Origin of the sequence: Paraburkholderia dioscoreae (assembly GCF_902459535.1) — a bacterium.
In the GTDB taxonomy this organism is placed as follows: domain Bacteria; phylum Pseudomonadota; class Gammaproteobacteria; order Burkholderiales; family Burkholderiaceae; genus Paraburkholderia; species Paraburkholderia dioscoreae.
Map to the genome: position 1 here is coordinate 3,124,929 of NZ_LR699553.1, position 20,655 is coordinate 3,145,583.

General features: G+C 61.1%; 18 protein-coding genes, 2 tRNA genes and 1 pseudogene. 4 read left to right on the forward strand and 17 right to left on the reverse strand.

Features of this window, described 5'->3' with window-relative positions:
* The first annotated feature begins 32 nt into the window (after positions 1-32).
* Both PDMSB3_RS13965 and PDMSB3_RS13970 read left to right on the forward strand, forming a co-directional pair.
* Positions 33-1,242: pseudogene (locus PDMSB3_RS13965) on the forward strand (acyl-CoA dehydrogenase family protein).
* Positions 1,243-1,254: 12 nt separating this feature from the next.
* On the forward strand, positions 1,255-2,385 hold the full coding sequence (locus tag PDMSB3_RS13970; protein ID WP_165186654.1) for an acyl-CoA dehydrogenase family protein: 1,131 nt from the start codon (positions 1,255-1,257) through the stop codon (positions 2,383-2,385).
* A gap of 212 nt (positions 2,386-2,597) precedes the next feature.
* On the opposite strand, the gene PDMSB3_RS13975 is transcribed toward PDMSB3_RS13970, so the two are convergent.
* The 15 genes from PDMSB3_RS13975 to PDMSB3_RS14045 form a co-directional block, all read right to left on the reverse strand.
* Positions 2,598-2,674: transfer RNA gene (locus PDMSB3_RS13975), tRNA-Pro, on the reverse strand.
* A 63-nt stretch (positions 2,675-2,737) separates the two neighbouring features.
* Positions 2,738-3,151 (reverse strand): MerR family transcriptional regulator, encoded by a 414-nt coding sequence (locus tag PDMSB3_RS13980; protein ID WP_007181120.1) that lies wholly within the window; start codon positions 3,149-3,151, stop codon positions 2,738-2,740.
* Between the two features lie 46 nt (positions 3,152-3,197).
* On the reverse strand, positions 3,198-3,608 hold the full coding sequence (locus tag PDMSB3_RS13985; RefSeq protein WP_007181119.1) for an integration host factor subunit alpha: 411 nt from the start codon (positions 3,606-3,608) through the stop codon (positions 3,198-3,200).
* A gap of 69 nt (positions 3,609-3,677) precedes the next feature.
* Positions 3,678-6,113, reverse strand: coding sequence for a phenylalanine--tRNA ligase subunit beta (gene pheT, locus PDMSB3_RS13990; RefSeq protein WP_007181118.1), 2,436 nt, complete (start codon positions 6,111-6,113; stop codon positions 3,678-3,680).
* Between the two features lie 157 nt (positions 6,114-6,270).
* Positions 6,271-7,284, reverse strand: a complete 1,014-nt coding sequence (pheS, locus tag PDMSB3_RS13995) for a phenylalanine--tRNA ligase subunit alpha (protein WP_007181117.1) — start codon at positions 7,282-7,284, stop codon at positions 6,271-6,273.
* A gap of 158 nt (positions 7,285-7,442) precedes the next feature.
* On the reverse strand, positions 7,443-7,802 hold the full coding sequence (gene rplT / locus PDMSB3_RS14000; RefSeq protein WP_006052502.1) for a 50S ribosomal protein L20: 360 nt from the start codon (positions 7,800-7,802) through the stop codon (positions 7,443-7,445).
* Positions 7,803-7,831: 29 nt separating this feature from the next.
* Entirely contained in the window at positions 7,832-8,029 is a 198-nt protein-coding gene (gene rpmI / locus PDMSB3_RS14005; RefSeq protein WP_006052501.1) for a 50S ribosomal protein L35, read from the reverse strand.
* A 254-nt stretch (positions 8,030-8,283) separates the two neighbouring features.
* Positions 8,284-8,808 (reverse strand): translation initiation factor IF-3, encoded by a 525-nt coding sequence (gene infC, locus PDMSB3_RS14010; RefSeq protein ID WP_084585254.1) that lies wholly within the window; start codon positions 8,806-8,808, stop codon positions 8,284-8,286.
* Positions 8,809-8,857: 49 nt separating this feature from the next.
* The gene (gene thrS, locus PDMSB3_RS14015) at positions 8,858-10,765 is read right to left on the reverse strand and encodes a threonine--tRNA ligase (protein ID WP_165186656.1); all 1,908 of its coding nucleotides are present in this window, start codon (positions 10,763-10,765) and stop codon (positions 8,858-8,860) included.
* A 251-nt stretch (positions 10,766-11,016) separates the two neighbouring features.
* Positions 11,017-11,093 (reverse strand) — tRNA-Val (locus PDMSB3_RS14020).
* Positions 11,094-11,211: 118 nt separating this feature from the next.
* The gene (locus tag PDMSB3_RS14025; RefSeq protein WP_007181114.1) at positions 11,212-13,455 is read right to left on the reverse strand and encodes a RelA/SpoT family protein; all 2,244 of its coding nucleotides are present in this window, start codon (positions 13,453-13,455) and stop codon (positions 11,212-11,214) included.
* Positions 13,456-13,515: 60 nt separating this feature from the next.
* The gene (locus PDMSB3_RS14030) at positions 13,516-13,869 is read right to left on the reverse strand and encodes a RidA family protein (protein WP_007181113.1); all 354 of its coding nucleotides are present in this window, start codon (positions 13,867-13,869) and stop codon (positions 13,516-13,518) included.
* Between the two features lie 83 nt (positions 13,870-13,952).
* Entirely contained in the window at positions 13,953-14,867 is a 915-nt protein-coding gene (locus PDMSB3_RS14035; protein WP_007181112.1) for an alpha/beta fold hydrolase, read from the reverse strand.
* Positions 14,868-15,179: 312 nt separating this feature from the next.
* Positions 15,180-15,821 (reverse strand): CoA transferase subunit B, encoded by a 642-nt coding sequence (locus PDMSB3_RS14040; RefSeq protein ID WP_007181111.1) that lies wholly within the window; start codon positions 15,819-15,821, stop codon positions 15,180-15,182.
* Between the two features lie 2 nt (positions 15,822-15,823).
* Positions 15,824-16,528 (reverse strand): CoA transferase subunit A, encoded by a 705-nt coding sequence (locus PDMSB3_RS14045; protein WP_007181110.1) that lies wholly within the window; start codon positions 16,526-16,528, stop codon positions 15,824-15,826.
* A gap of 259 nt (positions 16,529-16,787) precedes the next feature.
* Between PDMSB3_RS14045 and PDMSB3_RS14050 the strand changes: the two genes are divergently transcribed.
* Positions 16,788-17,333: a LuxR C-terminal-related transcriptional regulator gene (locus PDMSB3_RS14050; RefSeq protein ID WP_007181109.1), complete on the forward strand. Its 546-nt coding sequence runs from the start codon at positions 16,788-16,790 to the stop codon at positions 17,331-17,333.
* A gap of 56 nt (positions 17,334-17,389) precedes the next feature.
* Here PDMSB3_RS14050 and PDMSB3_RS14055 read toward each other — a convergent pair whose 3' ends face one another.
* Positions 17,390-17,821 (reverse strand): acyl-CoA thioesterase, encoded by a 432-nt coding sequence (locus PDMSB3_RS14055; protein ID WP_035517985.1) that lies wholly within the window; start codon positions 17,819-17,821, stop codon positions 17,390-17,392.
* A gap of 185 nt (positions 17,822-18,006) precedes the next feature.
* On the reverse strand, positions 18,007-18,783 hold the full coding sequence (locus tag PDMSB3_RS14060; protein ID WP_007181107.1) for an SDR family oxidoreductase: 777 nt from the start codon (positions 18,781-18,783) through the stop codon (positions 18,007-18,009).
* 188 nt (positions 18,784-18,971) lie between these two features.
* Between PDMSB3_RS14060 and PDMSB3_RS14065 the strand changes: the two genes are divergently transcribed.
* Complete coding sequence (locus PDMSB3_RS14065) at positions 18,972-20,645, forward strand: electron transfer flavoprotein-ubiquinone oxidoreductase (protein WP_165186659.1); 1,674 nt, start codon at positions 18,972-18,974, stop codon at positions 20,643-20,645.
* Positions 20,646-20,655 lie beyond the last annotated feature (10 nt).

The window sequence follows — 20,655 nt, forward strand, 5'->3', positions numbered from 1 at the left end:
CGGCTCGGCCCACTCTATCCGGAAAAACCGTCATGGATCTGAACTTCACTCCCGAGGAAGAAGCCTTCCGCGCCGACGTGCAGGCCTTCCTGCGTGACAAGCTGCCACCACGACTCGCCGACAAGGTGCACGGCGGCCGCCGTCTGACGCGCGACGACATGGCCGGCTGGCACGCCATTCTCAACGCGCAAGGCTGGCTCGCCAATCACTGGCCGAAAGAGTACGGCGGACCGGGTTGGAACCCGGTGCAGAAATTCATCTTCGAAAACGAATGCGCGCTGGCCGGCGCGCCGCGCGTGGTGCCGTTCGGCGTCAATATGCTCGGCCCGGTGCTGATCAAATACGGTAGCGAAGCGCAAAAAACGCCATTGGCTGCCGCGTATTCTCGACGGCTCGGACTGGTGGTGCCAAGGCTATTCGGAACCGGGCGCCGGCTCCGATCTCGCCTCGGTCAAAACTTCCGCGGTGCGCGGCACGGATGCGCAGGGCGAGCATTACATCGTCAACGGACAGAAGACGTGGACCACGCTCGGCCACTACGCGAACATGATTTTCTGTCTCGTGCGCAGCGCTACCGACGTGCGCAAACAGGAAGGCATCAGCTTTCTGCTGATCGACATGAAGACGCCGGGCGTCGAAGTGCGTCCGATCATCACGCTCGACGGCGAGCACGAAGTCAACGAGGTGTTCTTCACCGACGTGCGCGTGCCGGTCGAGAACCTGGTCGGCGAAGAGAATAAAGGCTGGACTTACGCCAAGTATCTGCTCACGTATGAGCGCACCAATATCGCGGGCGTCGGTTTTTCCGTGGCCGCGTTCAATCGACTGCGCAAGATCGCCGCGAAACAGCGGCGCAATGGCCGGCCGCTCGTGGAGGATCCCGCGTTCGCGGCGCGCATGGCGCGTGTCGAGATCGATCTGGAGAACATGAAGACCACCAACCTGCGCGTGATCGCGGCGGTGGCCGGCGGCGGCGTGCCCGGAGCCGAAAGTTCGATGCTGAAGATTCGCGGCACGGAGATCCGTCAGGAAATCTCGTCGCTCACGCGCCGCGCAATGGGTCCGTACGCGCAGCCGTTCGTCGAGGAAGCGTTGCAAGACGGCTTCGAAGGCACGCCGGTCGGCCCCGAGGAAGCCGCGAGCGCCGCTTCGCTTTACTTCAATAATCGCAAGCTGTCGATCTTTGGCGGCTCGAACGAAATCCAGAAGAACATCATTTCCAAAATGATCCTGGGACTGTAAGAGGCGCACGTCATGAATTTCCAGCACACCGAAGACCGCCGCATGCTGGCGGATACGCTCAATCGTTTTGTCAGCGAGCAATACGGCTTCGAGACGCGCGAGCGGATCGCGTGTTCGGCAGAAGGCTATAGCAGCGAACTGTGGAACCGTTTTGCCGAACTCGGCATTATCGGCGCACTGTTCGACGAAGCTGACGGCGGTTTTGGCGGCGGCGGCTTCGATATCGCCGTGGTGTTCGAGAGCCTCGGACGCGGCCTCGTGGTCGAGCCATTTCTGGATACGCTGATTGTCGGCCGCGCTCTTGCGCAGAGCGGCAACGCGGCGCAGAAAGCCGCGCTCGGTGAATTGATCGACGGCTCGCGGATCGTTGCTCTCGCGCACGGCGAACCCGACGGCCACTACGAACTGGCCCGCGTGACGACGCGCGCGCAGCGCAGCGGCGACGCGTGGCGGCTGAACGGCGCGAAGGCCGTGGTTCAGCACGGTGAGCACGCTTCGCTCTTTCTGGTCTCGGCGCGCACGCACGGCGATAACGATGAAGAAGCAGGCGTGACGCTCTTTCTCGTGCCGCGCGATGCGGCAGGCGTGAGCGTGCGCGGTTACCGCAAGATCGACGGCGGGCGCGCGGCCGAATTAACGTTCGACAACGTCGCGCTCGGCGACGATGCACTGCTCGGCTCAGCAGGCGCGGGCTTCGCGCCACTGGAATACGCCGTTGGCTGCGGCGTACTGGCCTTGTGTTCCGAAGCCGTCGGCGCGATGGATGTCGCGAAAGACCATACGCTGGAGTATCTGCGCACGCGCAAACAATTTGGCGTGCCGATCGGCAGCTTTCAGGCGTTGCAGCATCGCATGGCCGACCTGATGCTCGAAATCGAGCAGGCTCGCTCGGCGGTGATCAACGCAGCCGCGGCGCTTGGCGCCGAACGCAGGCTGCGGGAGCGTGCGGTGTCGGCGGCCAAATACAGTATCGGCAGGATCGGCGCGCGGGTCGCGGAGGAGTGCATCCAGTTGCACGGAGGAATCGGCATGACGTGGGAACTGCCGCTCGCTCACTACGCAAAGCGCCTCGTGATGATCGATCATCAACTCGGCGATGAGGACCACCATCTCGAACGGTTTATCGCGCTGGGGCGCGAATAAGCGCGACAGCCGGACGGTGAACGCAGTTTGGGCGTTCTGATCGCACTGGGATTTTCGCTCTCACGCGCAGTGGCAATTTCGCGCCCCGATTTATGGTTCAAGGCCGACACGCTGTTTCTTGCGCTCGATCATTGCACCCGTGGCGTCGCGCGATCGTTGCATTGAAAACGAAAAATGCCTTACAAGCATTGCTTGTAAGGCATTGATTTCTTTGGTCGGGGCGAGAGGATTTGAACCTCCGACCACCTGCACCCCATGCAGGTACGCTACCAGGCTGCGCTACGCCCCGAACAGCACAAAATTATAACAGACACTTCATTCGATTAGAACCGCTTCGTGTTAACAAAGGAGACTAATGGCTCAACAAATCGATCACCTTCAGCAATTCCTTGCGCAACTGCTCGACGTCTACTGTGGCTGCGGTCGTGGTCGTCGCCGGTATCGCAGCGCCTTCGCGCTCGTCGACCACGTCGGCCGGCACTGCGTGTGCGCCACCGCCATGCGAATCGAGCCGATTACGCGCACCGTTGATCGTGAAGCCCTGTTCATACAACAGCTCACGAATCCGCCGGATCAACAACACCTCGTGATGCTGGTAATACCGGCGATTGCCACGCCGCTTGACCGGCCTCAACTGCGTGAACTCCTGCTCCCAGTAGCGCAGCACATGCGGTTTCACGCCGCATAGTTCGCTGACCTCACCAATCGTGAAGTAGCGCTTCGCCGGAATCGGAGGCAAGACGACTTTTTCGATCGCCGCTGTCATCGTCAGTTAGCCGTCGTGGTGGGTTGCGCAGGAACGCGCCAGTCGATCAGCGCGTGAAACTCGCTTCAGCGCCGTTCTCGACCAGCGCTTTCAGCTTTTGACTTGCATGGAACGTCACAACGCGGCGCGCGGCGATCGGAATCGCCTCGCCGGTCTTCGGGTTTCTGCCGGGACGCTGGGGCTTGTCGCGCAACTGGAAGTTGCCGAACCCCGACAGCTTCACGCTGTCGCCACTCTCCAGCGCATCGCGGATCACCTCGAAAAACGCTTCGACCATGTCTTTCGCTTCCCGCTTGTTGAGCCCGACATTGTCGAACAGCAACTCGGCAAGTTCCGCCTTGGTGAGTGTCGGCGTTTCAGCGGAAACGACGGCGGGTGATGTCGGAATATCGCGAATCATGGCGCTGCGTTGCGCCGTAAGAAGGGCTTCGAAATCACTCGAGTTCATTTCATTCATATCTATCAAATGGCGCGCCAAGCAAAAAACAAAAGATGCGGAAACAGCCGTGCAATTGTTAAATGCGGGTTATCCGCGCAGCCGTGCGCCATATACTCGAGCCAGACGTTCCACCAGAGTTTGAATAGCCAGTTCGACCGTTTCGTCCTGAAGGGTTCCACCAGTATCTTGCAAGGTTACACGGAACGCAAGGCTTTTCTCATGAGCAGCCAGACCACCGGAAGTGTTTGATTTTGGACGGAATTCGTCGAAAAGCGCAACCTTCTGAACAGTCTTGCACGCGGGTTCGGACTGGGCTTTCTGAAGCTCGTCGAGCAGTGCCTGAACCTCGATTTTCTGATCGACGACCACGGCAATATCACGACGCACAGGCGGAAATTTAGACACTTCCGCCGGAGTAGGCAATACGCGCTGCATTAATGCCTCTGCTTCGATTTCAAACAGAATCGGCGCATGCGGCAAATCATATTTCTGCATCCAGCGCGGATGCAATTCACCAATCCAGCCAACTGCGCGGCCATTCAGTTCGATACGCGCGCTGCGTCCCGGATGCAATGCCGGATGTTCCGCTTTGACGAAACGCGCGACCGCCGGCGCCAGTATGGATTCCAGATCGCCCTTCACGTCGAAGTAGTCGACCGTGCGCGTCGCCGCGCCCCACTGCTCGTCGAGCGCGGGACCGTATGCGAGGCCGCCGATCATCTTCGGCTGCGCGAAGCCTTCGACCGTCAGCTCACCGGCCTTGATCGAGGGATCGTGCAGGAACACGCGGCCAGCTTCGAACACGCGCACGCGATCCGCGGCGCGGCGGTTCAGGTTCGTGCGCAGCACGTGAATCAGGCTGCCAAAAAGCGTGGTGCGCATCACCGACAACTGGCTTGCAATCGGATTCAGCAGACGCACCGGCTTGTCATTACCGGCGAAGTCCTGCTCCCACTCGGCATCGACGAAACTGAAGTTCACCGTTTCCGCGTAGTCGCGCGCGGCGAGCGCGTGACGGATCACGTGGATCGAACGCTGCGTTTCGTTGGTCGCGCGCATTTCGCTGGTCGCGACCGGCGGCCGCGCCGGAATTTTCTCGAAGCCGTAAATACGCGCGACTTCTTCGATCAGGTCTTCTTCGATTTCGATATCGAAACGATACGACGGCGGCATCACCGAGAACGTATCGTCACCGCGCTCGAACGACAGGCCGAGGCGCGTGAAAATCTGCGCGATTTCGTCCGCGCCGATCTCGATGCCGATGATGCGATTCGCACGCGAAACGCGCATTTTCACGGGCTCGCGCTTCGGCACATTGACGATCTGATCGTCGACCGGGCCGGCTTCGCCGCCGCAGATGTCGAGGATCAGTTGCGTGATGCGTTCGATATGCTCGACGGTGGTCGCATAGTCCACGCCGCGCTCGAAGCGATGGCCGGCGTCGGTCGAGAAGTTGTATTTGCGCGAGCGCCCGCGAATGCTATCGGGCCACCAGAAAGCGGCTTCGAGATAGATGTTGGCGGTGTCGAGCGTGACGGCCGTGCTGTCGCCGCCCATGATGCCCGCGAGACTTTCGATATGCTGCTCGTCGGCGATCACGCCGACCGTTTCATCGAGCTCGACGGTGTTGCCGTTCAGCAGCTTGAGCGTTTCGCCCTTGCGGCCCCAGCGTACGTCCATGCCGCCGTGGATCTTGTCGAGATCGAACACGTGCGACGGACGGCCCAACTCGAGCATCACATAGTTCGAGATATCCACGAGCGCGGAGATGCTGCGCTGCCCCGAACGCTCGAGGCGCTCGACCATCCATTGCGGTGATTTTGCACGCGCATTCACGCCGCGGATCACGCGACCCGAGAAGCGGCCGCACAGATCGGGCGCCGAGATTTTGACAGGCAGCGTCTCGTTGAGCTTCACTTCAACCGGTTTGATTTCGAGCGGGCGCAGCGGCGCGCCGGTAATCGCCGAGGTCTCGCGCGCCACGCCGAACACCGACAGGCAGTCCGCCTTGTTCGGCGTCAGCTTGATCTCGAACACGGTGTCGTCGAGATTGAGCGTTTCGCGGATGTCCTGGCCGATCGGCGTATCTTCCGGCAGGATCAGCAGGCCGCTATGATCTTCCGAGAGCTTGAGTTCGCGTGCCGAGCACAACATGCCCTGGCTTTCCACGCCGCGCAGCTTGGAGAGCCTGATCGCGAACGGCGCACCGCCTTCTTCAGCCGGCGGCAGTTGCGCGCCGACCAGCGCGACCGGCACCTTGATGCCCGGCGCCACGTTCGGCGCGCCGCACACGATGTTCAGTGTCGCGCCCGTGCCGGCGTCGACCTGACACACGTTGAGCTTGTCGGCATCCGGGTGCTTGACGACTTCCAGCACCTGGCCAACGACGATCTTCGAGGTCGGCGGCGCGGCCGGCCGCAGGTCTTCGACTTCGAGACCCGCCATCGTCAACGCGTGCGACAGTTCGTCGGTCGTCAGTTGCGGATCGACAAAGGTTCTCAGCCAGGATTCCGGGAATTGCATGGTTCTTTGTACGTTCTGATCAGGTTAGGTCCATGTCCGGCAGTGCTTTGCATGACTCGATGTTCGTGTGAATCATCAGGCTCTGCCGGGGACGCTGTGGCGGCATGCACTGCGTGCGTTGCCGCGCTCTATGCTTGTCGCGTTCGCACGCGCCGGTTCACGCGAATTGACGCAGGAAACGCAAGTCGTTTTCGAAGAACAGTCGCAGGTCCTGCACGCCGTAACGCAACATGGTGAGCCGCTCGAGGCCGCTGCCGAAAGCAAAGCCGATGTAACGCTCGGGGTCGAGGCCCATGTTGCGGATCACCGTGGGGTGAACCTGGCCCGAGCCCGAAATTTCGAGCCACTTGCCGGCGTTCTTGCCCGTTTCGAACAACATGTCGATCTCAGCCGACGGTTCGGTGAACGGAAAGTACGACGGACGGAAGCGCACCAGAATATCGTCGCGCTCGAAGAATTTCTTGAGGAAGTCGGTGTAGACGCCCTTCAGGTCCGCGAAGCTGATGTTCTCGTCGATCCACAGGCCTTCGACCTGGTTGAACATCGGCGAGTGCGTCGCGTCGCTGTCCACGCGGTACGTGCGGCCCGGCACGATCACCTTGATGGGCGGCGTGTTGGTGCGGGCGTAGCGAACCTGCATCGGGCTGGTGTGCGTGCGCAGCAGCAGTTGGCGGCCGTCGGCATCCTTACCGTCGACGTAGAAGGTGTCCTGCATGGAACGCGCCGGATGATTCTCCGGGCTGTTCAGCGAGGTGAAGTTGTACCAGTCGGTTTCGATTTCGGGGCCGTCGGCCACGTCGAATCCGATCGTACGGAAAATCTGTTCGACGCGCTCCCAGGTGCGCATTACCGGGTGCAGGCTGCCTGCGCCGGTGCCGCGGCCGGGCAGCGTGACGTCGATGGCTTCAGCGGCGAGGCGCTGGTTCAGCAACGCGTCGGCCAAAGCCTGACGGCGGGCCGTCAACGCGGCTTCCACTTGTTGCTTGACGAGGTTGATCCGTGCGCCTTCAGTCTTGCGCGTTTCGGGATCGAGTTTGCCAAGTCCCTTCAATAGCTCGGTCAGCGCACCCGATTTGCCGAGAAAGCGGGCTTTCTCGTTCTCGAGGGTGGTGACGTCTGAGGCTTCTGCGAAGGCTTTTTGCGCGTCGGCGACAATCTGGTCCAGATCCATTGATCCCATCATTTCAACGTCAGTGTTCAATCGAAGCAAAACTGGTTCTACCAACAAAAACGGGGCTCGGTGAGGAGCCCCGTTTTTGTTGCAACGTCACCGAGACTACCGGATGTTCGCTGCAACGAACCACGCAGTTTTAATTGCCAGAAGCGCAATCAGGCTGCAACGGCGGCTTTCACCTGCTGAACGATCGCAGCAAAAGCAGCCTTGTCGAACACAGCCATGTCGGCCAGCACCTTGCGGTCGAGTTCGATCGAAGCCTTCTTCAGGCCGTTGATGAACACGCTGTACGTCATGTCGTGCTGACGCACCGCCGCGTTGATACGCGTGATCCACAATGCACGGAACACACGCTTCTTGTTGCGGCGATCGCGGTAGGCGTATTGGCCCGCGCGCATGACCGCCTGCTTGGCGATGCGATAGACGTTATTGCGACGGCCGCGGTAACCCTTGGCCAGCTTGATGATCTTCTTGTGACGGGCCCGTGCGGTAACCCCACGTTTTACTCGAGGCATGTTTCGCTCCTATGAGTTTCGGTTAAGGGTTAAGCGAACGGCAGCATTGCGCGTACGGAGTTCAGATCGGAATCATGAACTGCCGTCGAACCGCGCAGATGGCGTTTGTTCTTGGTGGTTTTCTTGGTAAGAATGTGGCGCTTGAAGGCTTGACCGCGCTTGACGGTACCACCCGGACGCACCACGAAGCGCTTTGCAGCACTCTTCTTGGTCTTCATCTTCGGCATGACAACTCCATTATTTGATGGATATGGGTGTGCGGTCGGCCAGTTGGCCATTACCCGCCCTTCGAAACCCACTCCACTTGGTATGCAGACCGCCTGAACCGCTGACGGCCGCTTTTTCAGGAAGCGGCGTGCATTTAGTCACACACGCGCCGCCCCGAAACCTGCCGATACCGCACCGGGCACCCGGTGCCGCACCGTTTCAATCTTTTCACGACGGGAGCACACGCCACACGGCGCGCCGCTGTTCCGGCCGGTTACTTCTTTTTCTTCGGAGCGAGCACCATGATCATCTGGCGCCCTTCCATTTTCGGCATCTGCTCGACCTGACCGACTTCGTCGAGGTCCGTGCGCAGGCGCTCGAGCATGCGCATACCGATTTCCTGGTGGGCCATTTCGCGGCCACGGAAACGCAACGTAATTTTCGTCTTGTCGCCGTCTTCGAGGAAGCGGATGAGGTTGCGCAGCTTGACGTTGTAATCACCGTCGTCAGTGCCCGGTCGGAATTTGACTTCCTTGACCTGGACGACCTTCTGCTTGAGCTTGGCCTCGTGTTGTTTCTTCGCTTCCGAGTACTTGAACTTGCCGTAGTCCATCAAGCGGCAAACCGGTGGAACCGCCTGGGGCGCGATTTCGACCAGATCCACATCTTGCTGTTCCGACATGCGGAACGCATCAGCCAGTTTCACGATGCCGAGCGGTTCGTTCTCGACCCCGACCAGACGCACCTCGGGTGCCGTAATTTCACCGTTGATGCGGTGCGCAGACTTATCAGTAGCGATGTTACGTTTCCTCTAAAAATTAAAAAAACGAGCCGGGCTGCCAAGTGGCTCAATTGAACGACTGCACATCCTGGCGCAGACGCTCAATGAAGGTATCGAGGGGCATCACACCCAGATCGACACCACCACGGGCACGCACGGCTACCGTTTGGGCTTCACGCTCTTTGTCGCCGACCACAAGCAGGTACGGCACCTTCTCTAGCGTGTGCTCCCGTATTTTATAGCTAATCTTCTCGTTGCGCAAATCGGCCTCCACTCTAACCCCTTGTTTTTGCAACGATTGAGCTAAAGACTGCGCATATTCGGTCTGACTTTCCGCGATATTCATCACAACGACCTGCATTGGCGCGAGCCACGCAGGCATTGCACCAGCGTGGTGCTCGATCAGAATACCGAGAAAACGCTCCATTGATCCGACAATTGCCCGGTGCAGCATGATCGGCCGGCGGCGGCTATTGTCTTCGGCTACGTATTCCGCGCCGAGGCGCTCCGGCAACACCATATCGAGCTGCAACGTGCCACACTGCCACGAGCGGCCGAGCGCATCCCTGATGTGGTATTCGACCTTCGGGCCGTAAAACGCGCCCTCGCCCGGCAGTTCTTCCCACGTTACACCGCAGGCCGTCAGCGCCTCGCGCAGACCCTGCTCCGCGCGATCCCACGTCTCGTCCGTGCCGGCGCGCGCGTCCGGGCGCAGCGACAACTTGATCTCGACATTGTCAAAACCGAAATCCTTATAAACGCTCATCGCCAGCGTATTGAACGCGATCGATTCGCTGATAAACTGGTCTTCGGTACAGAAAATGTGCGCGTCGTCCTGTACGAAACCGCGCACGCGCATCAGTCCATGCAGCGCGCCCGACGATTCGTTGCGGTGGCACGAGCCGAATTCCGCATAACGCAGCGGCAGATCGCGATACGAACGCAGACCGTGGTTGAACACCTGCACGTGACCCGGGCAGTTCATCGGCTTGATCGCGTAATCGCGCTTTTCCGATTCCGTCGTGAACATGTTTTCACGATAGTTCTGCCAATGGCCCGACGCTTCCCAGAGCGAGCGGTCCATGATCATCGGCGTCTTGATTTCGAGGTAACCCGCGTCGTTCACGCGACGGCGCATGTACTGCTCGACCTGCTGCCACAGCGTCCAGCCACGCGGATGCCAGAACACCATGCCCGGCGACTCGTCCTGCATGTGGAACAGATCGAGTTGCTTGCCGAGCTTGCGGTGGTCGCGCTTTTCCGCCTCTTCGAGCATGTGCAGGTACGCTTCCTGGTCTTCCTTCTTCGTCCAGGCCGTGCCGTAGATGCGCTGCAATTGTTCGTTCTTCGAATCGCCGCGCCAGTAGGCACCCGCGACCTTCATCAGCTTGAAGACTTTCAGCTTGCCGGTGGACGGCACGTGCGGGCCGCGGCACAGATCCGTGAAGCCGCCATGCGAGTACAGCTTGATCTCGTCGGTGGCGGGAATCGATTCGATGATCTCGGCCTTGTACTTTTCGCCGATGCTCTTGAAGTAGTCCACCGCTTCGTCACGCGACACCACGCGGCGCGAAACCGGCTCGTCTTTCTTCGCGAGTTCCTGCATGCGCCTTTCGATCTTCTCGATATCTTCCGGCGTGAACGGACGGTTGTACGCGAAGTCGTAGTAAAAACCGTTGTCGATAACCGGGCCGATCGTGACCTGCGCTTCCGGGTACAGATCCTTCACCGCGTACGCGAGCAAGTGCGCCGTGGAGTGGCGAATGATATCGAGACCGTCTGCGTCTTTCTCGGTGACGATGGCAAGCGCCACGTCGTGATCGATCAGCGCGGACGTATCGACCAGCTCACCGTCGATCTTGCCGCCGAGCGCGGCCTTCGCGAGGCCGGGGCCGATCGAGGCGGCCACTTCGGCGACGGTCACCGGATGCTCGTACTGTCGAACAGAACCGTCAGGCAAACGTATCGAAACCATTGCGTTCTCCGTGGTGCCGACCGGCGGCGGCACATACAACCATCAAACAAGCCAAAAAAAATGCGGCCCCGCTTTCGAGGGGCCGCATTCACATTTCCTGCAAACTACATTGGCGAAAGTGGTCCTCGACTAGCGTCGCTCCGAAGTAGTTTCGGTCAACGTTCGCGGTGTCATAACCGTATTCGCCTTTTGCGCCAAATGCGCTTACTGCAGTTTGCGAAACCCCGGCGAAACCGGAATTTCTCTTTCGTTGGTAGGCTCGATTGGACTCGAACCAACGACCCCCACCATGTCAAGGTGGTGCTCTAACCAGCTGAGCTACGAGCCTGAAGAAACGAGATTATATGGAGCGCCACACCGCTTGGCAAGTACTTTTATGCATCGACTTTAAATATCTACTCGCGAACTCGAACATGTCCACGAGACGCGCACACCTATCAACAGCATCAACTCCTGCGCGATGCACGCACCACGCCCGTCACCTCACCGAGCAGCGTACACGCGCGCTGAATCTGCGCGGCGTTCGATACCTCGACGGTAAATTGCATGAACGCAGCGTTACGCCGCGTCTGCGTCTTCACGCCGATCACGTTCATCTTTTCACGCGCGAACACTTCGGAAATATCGCGCAGCAAACCCTGCCGGTCCGTGGCTTCGATCGAGAGATCGACCGGATAGACCGACTGGCCGCGGCCGCTCATTACCTCCGCCGACCACGCCGTTTGCAGCACTCGCTCGGGCGCCCGCTCGGCCATGCGCAGGAACGTCGCGCAATCGCTGCGGTGAATCGACATGCCTTTACCACGCGTGACAAAGCCGCAGATGTCGTCGGGCGGCGCCGGCCGGCAACAGCGCGCGAGTTGCGTGAGCAACGCGTCGACACCGACCACCAGCACGCCGGTGGACGCACCGCGCGCTACGCTCGCGCCACTACTGCGCTTTTCGAATTGCTCAGGCGCGTCGACCACCGGCTCAGGCGGAGGCGCATCGTGCAGCGCCTGCTCGACGAGCCGCAAACTGAATTCTTCCTTGCCCACCACCGAGAACAGATCGTCGGTGGTCTTGAAGCCAAGCTTGGCCGCGAGCTGATCCAGATTGACCGACGTCTTGCCCTCGCGCTGCAAGGTCTTTTCGACCATCGCGCGGCCGCTCGCGATATGTTCCTGCACTTCGACCGCGTTGAACCACGCGCGCACTTTTTGCCGCGCGCGCGGACTTTGCAGATAGCCGAGTTGCGGGTTCAGCCAGTCGCGCGACGGGCCGCCCTCCTTGACCGCGACGATCTCGACCGTCTGACCGTTCTGCAGCGGTGTGTTGAGCGGCACCATTGCGCCATCCACGCGCGCGCCGCGGCAGCGATGCCCCAGCTCGCTATGCAGGTGGTACGCGAAATCGACGGGCGTTGCGCCGTGCGGCAACGGAATCACCCGCGCCTGCGGCGTCAGCACATAGATATGGTCGTCGTCGAGCGTGGCCTGGCGCAGTTGCTCCCATGGCTGCGCCGCACGCTTCTCGCCGTGCTCGCCCTCGGAGACTTCGTCTTTCCACGCGAGCAATTGGCGCAGCCACGCGATCTTCTCGTCGTACTTCTCGTTCGCGGTGAACTGGCCGCCGTACCCGCGCACGCCCGCTTCCTTGTAGCGCCAATGTGCCGCCACGCCGTATTCGGCGAACTGATGCATTTCCTGCGTTCGGATCTGCACTTCGAACGCGCGGCCGTCGTCGCCGATCACGACCGTGTGCAGCGATTTATAGCCGTTCGGTTTCGGCCGCGAGATATAGTCGTCGAACTCTTTCGGCACCGGTTGCCACAGGTTGTGCACAATGCCGAGCACGGTGTAGCAATCCTTGATGTCCGGCACGATCACCCGAAAGGCGCGCACGTCGTACAGTTCGGCGAAGTCCAGTTCCTTGCCGCGCATCTTGCGCCAGATGCTGTAGATGTGTTTCGGCCTGCCGCTCACCTCTGCACGAATATGCGCCGCGGCCAGTTCCTTTTGCAGGCGCTCGATAGCCTGCGCGACATAGCTCTCGCGCTCGACGCGTTTCTCGTCGAGCAGTTTGGCGATGCGCTTGTAAGTGACCGGCTCTTCGAAGCGCAGCGCGAGATCTTCGAGCTCCCACTTCAGTTGCCAGATGCCCAGGCGGTTGGCGAGAGGCGCATAGATATCGAGCGTCTCGCGGGCCACGTCCGGCGAGGGCGTGATTTTCGCCGCCGCGTAATAACGCAGCGATTGCAGGCGCGACGCGAGCCGGATCAGCACCACTCGAATATCTTGCGCGAATGCGAGCAGCATCTTGCGCAGCGCCTCGACCTGCGCGCGGCGCGCGGCCTGGGCGTCGCGCCCGGCTTCGGGCATGGCATTCTGCGCGGCACGCAAGCTCACGGTGCCAAGGCGCAGCAACTTGCGCACATCGCCGACCAGTTGCGCGACTTCTTCGCCGAAGTTGTCGGCGATCACACGCTCCGGATCCTGCAGATGCGGCGTCAGCGCAAACAATGCCGCCGCCAGCACCGCCGGCGGATCGACGTTGAGCGTGCGCATGATCGACGCCGTACCCGCCGCATGATCCGCCAGCATTTCGCCCGACGAGAGCCGCACCTCGCCCGCATGTTCACGCACGAACGCCATTGCTTCATCGAAAGAAGGCAGGGGCTTCGGCGTGCTCGTAACGATTTCGGTATTCATGGTGCGGTGGCCCACCGGGCCGGACAAATCAACGGAATTTCAACGACGCATGTGGCTGGCTTAGCTGCGCTGCGCGGCGACCACGACGACTTCGACGAGGCACTTCGGATTGGCGAGCTTCGCTTCGACGGTAGCGCGCGGCGGCGTGGCGCCGGGTGCGATCCACTCGTCCCACACGGCGTTCATGCCGGCAAAATGCGCCATGTCCGAGATGAAGATCTGCACCGACAGCAAATGCGACTTGTCGCTGTTCACTTCGCCCAGCAGACGGTCGATGTGGGCAAGCACTTCGCGAGTCTGCCCGGTGATGTCCTGATCCGCGTCTTCAGCGATCTGGCCCGCGAGATACACAGTACCGTTGTGAACGGCAATTTCCGAGAGGCGCTTGCCGACGTGGTGACGAATGACTGCCATGAAGGATCCTGAAGTTGGTTGGAAGTTGAACGTAGATGCGTTCCGCATCGCGCCCCGTCAAGGGCGCCGGGCGGAGCCACATATTATGACGCGTCGGCGGCCGGTCCGATAAAGAACCGTCTTGCAATATCGATCTGTTCGGCTGACAGGAACGCCGGCGCATGTCCGACGCCAGCGATCTCCGTGCTCGATACGGCGCGGCCGGTCTCGACCATCTTCGCGACGGTTTCACGCGAGAGCAGATCGGATTGCTCGCCGCGCACCACCAGCACCGCCCCCTGGAAAGAGGCCAGCGAATGCCACAGCGCGGCCTCGCCGAGTTTGGCTGCTTCCTCGGTGGTCGTGGTAAAGGGCTGTGCGATACGCGGGTCGTAGCGGAACAGCCACGCGCCGTCCTGCTCGCGCAGAAGCGGTGTGTTGATCTCACGCCATTCGTCCGGCGTGAGCGGGCCGAAAGTCTGCGCGAGCAAGGCTGCGTAGTCGATGCCTTGCTGCAGCGTTTCGAAACGCACGGGCTTGCCAAGATAATCGCCGATGCGCTGCACCGCAGCCGGCTCCAGATGCGGACCCACGTCGTTCAACAACATCTTGCGAATCGGCGTTTCCGGCAAGCCGGCGAGCGCGAGTCCGATCAGGCCGCCCATCGAGGTGCCGAACCAGTCGACCGTTTCGACATTCAGGCGCGCGATCAACGTGACCATATCGGCGACGTATTGCGGCACCGTATAGAAGTTGGGGTTGGCGAGCCACGATGACAAGCCCCGCCCCGCGACATCCGGACAAACTACGCGGTAAGTGCCGGCGAATTCCGCCGCGAGGCGGTCGAAATCGCGCCCTGAACGGGTCAAGCCGTGCACGCACAGCAGCACGCGCGGGTTGGCCGGGTCGCCCCACTCAGTGTAGGCGATGCGGTGCAAGCCACCGGCGCTCGCGCACTGCACATAGCGTTGGCGCGGCGCGGGCCGCCCGGCGGTGGAAGCGGACGTGGTTGCGGTCATCTGGGTTCCTTGCGAAAGCGCTGAGGGTTCGGCCTGGGCACAGCAGGATGGATAAGCGTCCAATCTTCGAACGATTGTAAACCGCTTTGCCGCGCGACAAGAGTCGGCCGAACGGCATAGGACAGCCCAGGACGGCCTAAGACACCCCGTAGAACAACTATCCGCGACACAAACGGAAGCGGGCGAGACTCGCGCCTCGCCCGCCCGGGAACCACCTTGCCGCCGCCTGCGACCACCCGCCGCGAGAACAGCTCACGCAAACGGCCTACACAACCGTTTCAGACCGCTTCAGGCGGCCGCACGGCACGCCGTTCAGCTCACCGCGCTCACGTCGAGCGGTGCGCCCGTCTTCGCCTTGATTTCCTCGACGCTCACGCCCGGCGCCAGTTCGGTCACCTTCAGACCGTCTTCCGTGATTTCGATCACGCCGAGGTCGGTAATGATCTGATCGACCACGCCCACGCCCGTGAGCGGCAGCGTGCATTCTTCGAGAATCTTGTGCTGGTCGCCCTTCGCGACGTGCTCCATCAGCACGACCACGCGCTTGACGCCCGCGACCAGGTCCATCGCGCCGCCCATGCCCTTGATCATCTTGCCCGGGATCATCCAGTTGGCCAGATCGCCCTTCTTGCTGATCTGCATCGCGCCCAGAATCGCCAGGTTGATGTGGCCGCCGCGAATCATCGCGAACGAATCCGCCGACGAAAAAATCGACGAGCCCGGCAGCGTGGTCACCGTCTGCTTGCCGGCGTTGATCAGGTCGGCGTCCACTTCCTCTTCGGTCGGCGACGGGCCGATGCCGAGCAGACCGTTTTCCGACTGCAGCCACACTTCGACGCCCGCCGGCACATGATTGGCTACCAGCGTAGGCAGGCCGATGCCGAGGTTCACATAAAAGCCGTCCTGCAATTCCTTCGCCGCGCGCGCGGCCATTTCGTCACGAGTCCATGCCATGATCAGTCTCCTTTCGCGCGGACGACGCGTTGTTCGATGCGTTTTTCCGGATGCGCATTGAGCACGATGCGCTGCACGAAGATGCCTGGCGTATGGATCGCGTCCGGATCGAGTTCGCCCACTTCGACGATTTCTTCGACTTCCGCGACGGTGATCTTGCCGGCCATCGCGCACATGGGGTTGAAGTTGCGCGCGGTGCGGCGGTAGATCAGGTTGCCCGATTTGTCGGCCTTCCACGCCTTGACCAGCGCCACGTCGGCCGTCAGCGAGTGTTCGAGCACGTAGTGGTTTTCGCCGAACTGGCGGGTTTCCTTGCCTTCGGCGATCAGCGTGCCGTAGCCGGTATTGGTGAAGAACGCCGGAATGCCCGAACCGCCCGCGCGCAGCTTCTCGGCGAGCGTGCCTTGCGGCGTGAATTCGAGCTCGAGTTCGCCGGCCAGATACTGGCGCTCGAACTCCTTGTTCTCGCCGACATACGACGAGATCATCTTCTTGACCTGACGCGTTTCGAGCAGCAGACCGAGGCCGAAACCGTCGACGCCCGCGTTGTTGCTGATACAGGTGATGCCCTGCACGTTCGAATCGCGCAGTGCGCCGATCAGCGCCTCGGGAATGCCGCACAGCCCGAAGCCGCCCACGGCAAACGTCTGCCCGTCCTTGACGATGTCTTTCAGCGCCTCGGCGGCGCCTGGATAGACCTTGTTCATCAGTTTGTCCCTTCCTTTATGGAAATCCGAAACCCGAACGCGGGCCGCCGGATCGTTGCGGCTGGTATGGCGTTTTGCGGGCTCGAGCCCGACACGTCATTCTAGTCATCCCCGGCAGGCTGTGTGCCCAGGTTTCCCTGCGCGTCGTGCAGATGCCTGCCGCGGATGACTTCACCGCGATATCGTGTGGTCGAAAGAGTACGCCGTGCGCGCCATACGGCACAATACGCAAAAATACATAAGTACTTGCCGCCAGCCCATGCCCGCACTGGATTACAAAACAGCGTTCCACCTCGCTCCGATCGGACTCGTGCTGTCGCGCGAACGGATTATCGAAGACTGCAATGACGAGCTCGCGTCGATTTTCGGCTGCACGCGCGAGTCGCTGCTCGGCCAGTCGTTCCAGGTGCTGTACCCGTCCACGGACGAATTCGAGCGGATCGGCGCGCGGATTCCACCGATCATGACCGCGCAAGGCAGTTACGCGGACGACCGCATCATGAAGCGGGCTAACGGAGAACTGTTCTGGTGCCATGTGACAGGCCGCGCGCAGGAACGCGCCGATGCGCACGCCGCGGGCGTCTGGACCTTCGAGGATTTGAGCGCGACGCGGCGCGTGGCGGTCGAACTGACGCCGCGCGAACGCGAAATCGCCGCGCAACTGGTCACGGGGAAAACCAGCAAACAGATCGGCCGCGTGCTGGATATCAGCCCGCGCACGGTGGATGTCTACCGCGCGCGGCTGATGCGCAAATACGATACGGGTAACGCGACGGAGCTATTGCAGCGCCTGCTCGGGCATTGAAGAAATGAAACGCGCGCGCAGGTGAGCGCCGGGGCCCGCCGGCCTAATACCGCCGCTCAGGCTGCCTTCACCAGCGCGGCGCGCTCGATGGTTGCGCGCAGCAAGTCAGGCACTGGCACCGACTTGCCGGCCGCGTAATCGATCCACACGCAGCGTGCGGCGCCGCGCGCATACACGGTAATCGGATCGTCGGCGCGCACGAGTTCAAACCCCGTGTCGAAGCTGCTGCGGCCGGGCGTAGCCACTGTCATCCGGCCGATCACGTCGCCGGGATAGTGCAGCTGCTTGAGAAACTCCATCGAAGCATTGACGATCACCGGCCCCTGTCCGTCGGCATTGCTGCCGGCCAGACCCAACTGCTCGAACCAGGAAATCCGCACCTGCTCCATGTAGCGGAAATAGACCGTGTTGTTCACATGGCCGAACGCGTCCATATCGCCCCAGCGGATCGGCATCGACATCTCAAAAACAGCGTGAAAATCGCTCATCGCACTTCTTTATCGGATTGAAACCAGGTTGAAGCCGGCACGCGAACCGGCGCGGGGATAGATCGCAACATAGCGCGCGCCCTCGAGCGGCGCAAAGGCCAAAACGCGTAAAACAGTTTCTTCGAATGGGCGCCAATCCGGCCTGCACGCTCTGAAATGCGCGGACCGGACGCGCCGTGACGCGCTCAGGAGAGCCCGAATCCGTCGTCGGCGGCAATCACCGAGCCGTTGATGAACTGCGATTCGTCGGCTGCCAGCAGCAGCAGGAGCCCGTCCAGGTCGTCCGGTTTGCCGACGCGATGACGCGGCAACATGGACACGAGCTTCTGCCCTTGCTCCGTCGACCAGTGATGATGGTTGAGCTCGGTGTCGATATAGCCGGGGCAGATTGCGTTCACGTTGATGCCGTGCTTGCCCCACTCCAGCGCCATCGCTTTCGTCATATGCACGACGGCCGCCTTGCTGATCGAGTAAAGGCCGATCTGCGGCAGCACGCGCAAGCCCGCCATCGACGCGATATTGATGATCCGGTACGACGGTTTCTGCGCGTTGTTGCCGCGCATGATCATGCGCTTGGCGACCTCCTGGGCGACGAAGAACGCGCCGCGCGTGTTGGTATCGAACACGTATTCGAAGTCTGCGGGCGTGACCTCGGAGAGCTTCTGCGTGGTCGACACGCCCGAATTGTTCACCAGGATGTCGATCGTGCCGGCCTCGGTTTCCGCATGGGCGACGGCCGACTTGATGCTCTGATAATCCGTGACGTCGAGCGACACGACGTGCGCCGCGCCGCCGGACGCCTCGATCTCGGCGCGCAATTCCTTCAGACGCTCGGTTCGGCGGCTCGCCAGCACGACCTTGGCGCCCGCCTGCGACAACACTTGCGCAAAGCGCTTTCCCAACCCGCTCGAAGCGCCGGTGATCAGCGCAACCTTGCCTTCCAGATTAATCGAACGGCCCATTGTCGTTCCTTGTTCGGTTGTTTTTGCAGATGCGGTTGACAGGTGCGGTAAGACCGCCAACGCGGGTCGATACCGTATCACGTAAATAGAACGATCGTGCTAATGTCTGCTCATCGGGTTGCAGTGCGGGAGTGCATCACCCACAATACGAACCCGAAAAAAGCATTCTAACGGTAAGAGGAGCATCAATGACCCCCGCAAGTCTCATTGAGCAGTACGGTCCGCGCGAGTCGATGGAATACGACGTCGTGATCGTCGGCGGCGGCCCGGCCGGGCTGTCCGCGGCGATCCGCCTGAAGCAGCTGGCGGCGGAACAAGGCGCTGAAATTGGCGTGTGCGTACTGGAAAAAGGCTCGGAGATCGGGGCACATATCCTCTCGGGCGCGGTGATGGATCCGCGCGCGATGACCGAGCTGATCCCGGACTGGAAGGAAAAAGGCGCACCGCTGACGGTGGATGTGACCGAAGACCGTTTCCTGTTCCTGACCGAAACCGGTTCGAAGAGCGTACCGGTCTGGGCGTTGCCGGATAACTTCAAAAACCACGGCAACTATGTGATCAGTCTCGCGAACGTCACGCGCTGGCTCGGTCAGCAGGCTGAAGCGCTGGGTGTTGAAATTTTCCCCGGCTTTCCGGCTGCCGAGATTCTGTACAACGACGATGGCTCGGTCAAAGGCGTCGCAACCGGCAACCTCGGCATCGGCAAGGACGGCCAGCCGACCGAGAACTTCCAGCTCGGCATGGAGCTGCACGCGAAGTACACGCTCTTCTGCGAAGGCGCGCGTGGACACCTGGGCCGTCAGCTGAACGACAGATTCAGGCTGCGCGAAGGCGTCGATCCGCAGGTCTACGGTATCGGCATCAAGGAACTGTGGGAAATCGATCCGGCGAAGCACAAGCCGGGTCTGGTGATGCACACGGCCGGCTGGCCGCTGGAGAGCGACACCTACGGCGGCTCGTTCCTCTATCACATGGATAACAACCAGGTGGTGGTGGGCTTCGTGGTGGGCCTGGGTTATACGAATCCGTACCTGTCGCCGTTCGAGGAATTCCAGCGCTACAAGACGCATCCGGCGATCCGCACAATTCTGGAAGGCGGCAAGCGCGTCTCGTATGGCGCACGCGCGATCACCGCCGGCGGCCTGATGTCGCTGCCGAAACTGGTGTTTCCGGGCGGTGCGCTGGTCGGCGACGATGCGGGCTTCCTGAACGCATCGCGGATCAAGGGCTCGCACGCGGCAATCAAGACCGGCATGCTGGCCGCTGAAGCGGCATTCGAAGCGGTACAGGCAGGCCGCACCAGCGATGAACTCACCGCCTATCCGGAGAGCTTCAAGACCTCGTGGCTGCACACGGAACTGCATCGCGCACGCAACTTCAAGCAGTGGATGAGCAAGGGCCTGTACCTCGGCACGCTGATGGTGGGCATCGAACAGAAGCTGCTGGGCGGCAATGTGCCGTGGACGCTGCATCATCAGCACTGGGATCACGAGATGCTCAAACCGGCTTCGCAATGCAAGCCGATCACCTATCCGAAGCCCGATGGCAAGCTGACGTTCGATCGTCTCTCGTCGGTGTTCATCTCGAACACGAACCACGAAGAGAACCAGCCGGCTCATCTGACGCTGAAAGATCCGTCAGTGCCGGTGAATGTGAACTGGCAGACGTATGCGGGTCCGGAGTCGCGTTATTGCCCGGCGCAAGTGTACGAATTCGTGAAGAACGACGACAACACCGAACGCCTCGTGATCAACGCGCAGAACTGCGTGCACTGCAAGACGTGCGATATCAAGGATCCGACGCAGAACATCGTCTGGGTCACGCCTGAGGGCGGCGGTGGTCCGAACTACCCGAACATGTAACTTCCGCACG

What these genes read in the sequence shown, in the direction of transcription:
- rplT (WP_006052502.1), bottom strand. Translation starts at nt 7,802, where the DNA reads ATGCCTCGAGTAAAACGTGGGGTTACCGCACGGGCCCGTCACAAGAAG.
- PDMSB3_RS14060 (WP_007181107.1), bottom strand. Translation starts at nt 18,783, where the DNA reads ATGGGCCGTTCGATTAATCTGGAAGGCAAGGTTGCGCTGATCACCGGC.
- PDMSB3_RS14040 (WP_007181111.1), bottom strand. Translation starts at nt 15,821, where the DNA reads ATGGCATGGACTCGTGACGAAATGGCCGCGCGCGCGGCGAAGGAATTG.
- pheT (WP_007181118.1), bottom strand. Translation starts at nt 6,113, where the DNA reads ATGCAATTCCCGGAATCCTGGCTGAGAACCTTTGTCGATCCGCAACTG.
- PDMSB3_RS14035 (WP_007181112.1), bottom strand. Translation starts at nt 14,867, where the DNA reads ATGACCGCAACCACGTCCGCTTCCACCGCCGGGCGGCCCGCGCCGCGC.
- pheS (WP_007181117.1), bottom strand. Translation starts at nt 7,284, where the DNA reads ATGGATCTGGACCAGATTGTCGCCGACGCGCAAAAAGCCTTCGCAGAA.
- PDMSB3_RS14030 (WP_007181113.1), bottom strand. Translation starts at nt 13,869, where the DNA reads ATGGCAGTCATTCGTCACCACGTCGGCAAGCGCCTCTCGGAAATTGCC.
- PDMSB3_RS14050 (WP_007181109.1), top strand. Translation starts at nt 16,788, where the DNA reads ATGCCCGCACTGGATTACAAAACAGCGTTCCACCTCGCTCCGATCGGA.
- PDMSB3_RS14055 (WP_035517985.1), bottom strand. Translation starts at nt 17,821, where the DNA reads ATGAGCGATTTTCACGCTGTTTTTGAGATGTCGATGCCGATCCGCTGG.
- PDMSB3_RS13970 (WP_165186654.1), top strand. Translation starts at nt 1,255, where the DNA reads ATGAATTTCCAGCACACCGAAGACCGCCGCATGCTGGCGGATACGCTC.
- rpmI (WP_006052501.1), bottom strand. Translation starts at nt 8,029, where the DNA reads ATGCCGAAGATGAAGACCAAGAAGAGTGCTGCAAAGCGCTTCGTGGTG.
- PDMSB3_RS14065 (WP_165186659.1), top strand. Translation starts at nt 18,972, where the DNA reads ATGACCCCCGCAAGTCTCATTGAGCAGTACGGTCCGCGCGAGTCGATG.
- PDMSB3_RS13980 (WP_007181120.1), bottom strand. Translation starts at nt 3,151, where the DNA reads ATGACAGCGGCGATCGAAAAAGTCGTCTTGCCTCCGATTCCGGCGAAG.
- PDMSB3_RS14025 (WP_007181114.1), bottom strand. Translation starts at nt 13,455, where the DNA reads ATGAATACCGAAATCGTTACGAGCACGCCGAAGCCCCTGCCTTCTTTC.
- thrS (WP_165186656.1), bottom strand. Translation starts at nt 10,765, where the DNA reads ATGGTTTCGATACGTTTGCCTGACGGTTCTGTTCGACAGTACGAGCAT.
- PDMSB3_RS14045 (WP_007181110.1), bottom strand. Translation starts at nt 16,528, where the DNA reads ATGAACAAGGTCTATCCAGGCGCCGCCGAGGCGCTGAAAGACATCGTC.
- PDMSB3_RS13985 (WP_007181119.1), bottom strand. Translation starts at nt 3,608, where the DNA reads ATGAATGAAATGAACTCGAGTGATTTCGAAGCCCTTCTTACGGCGCAA.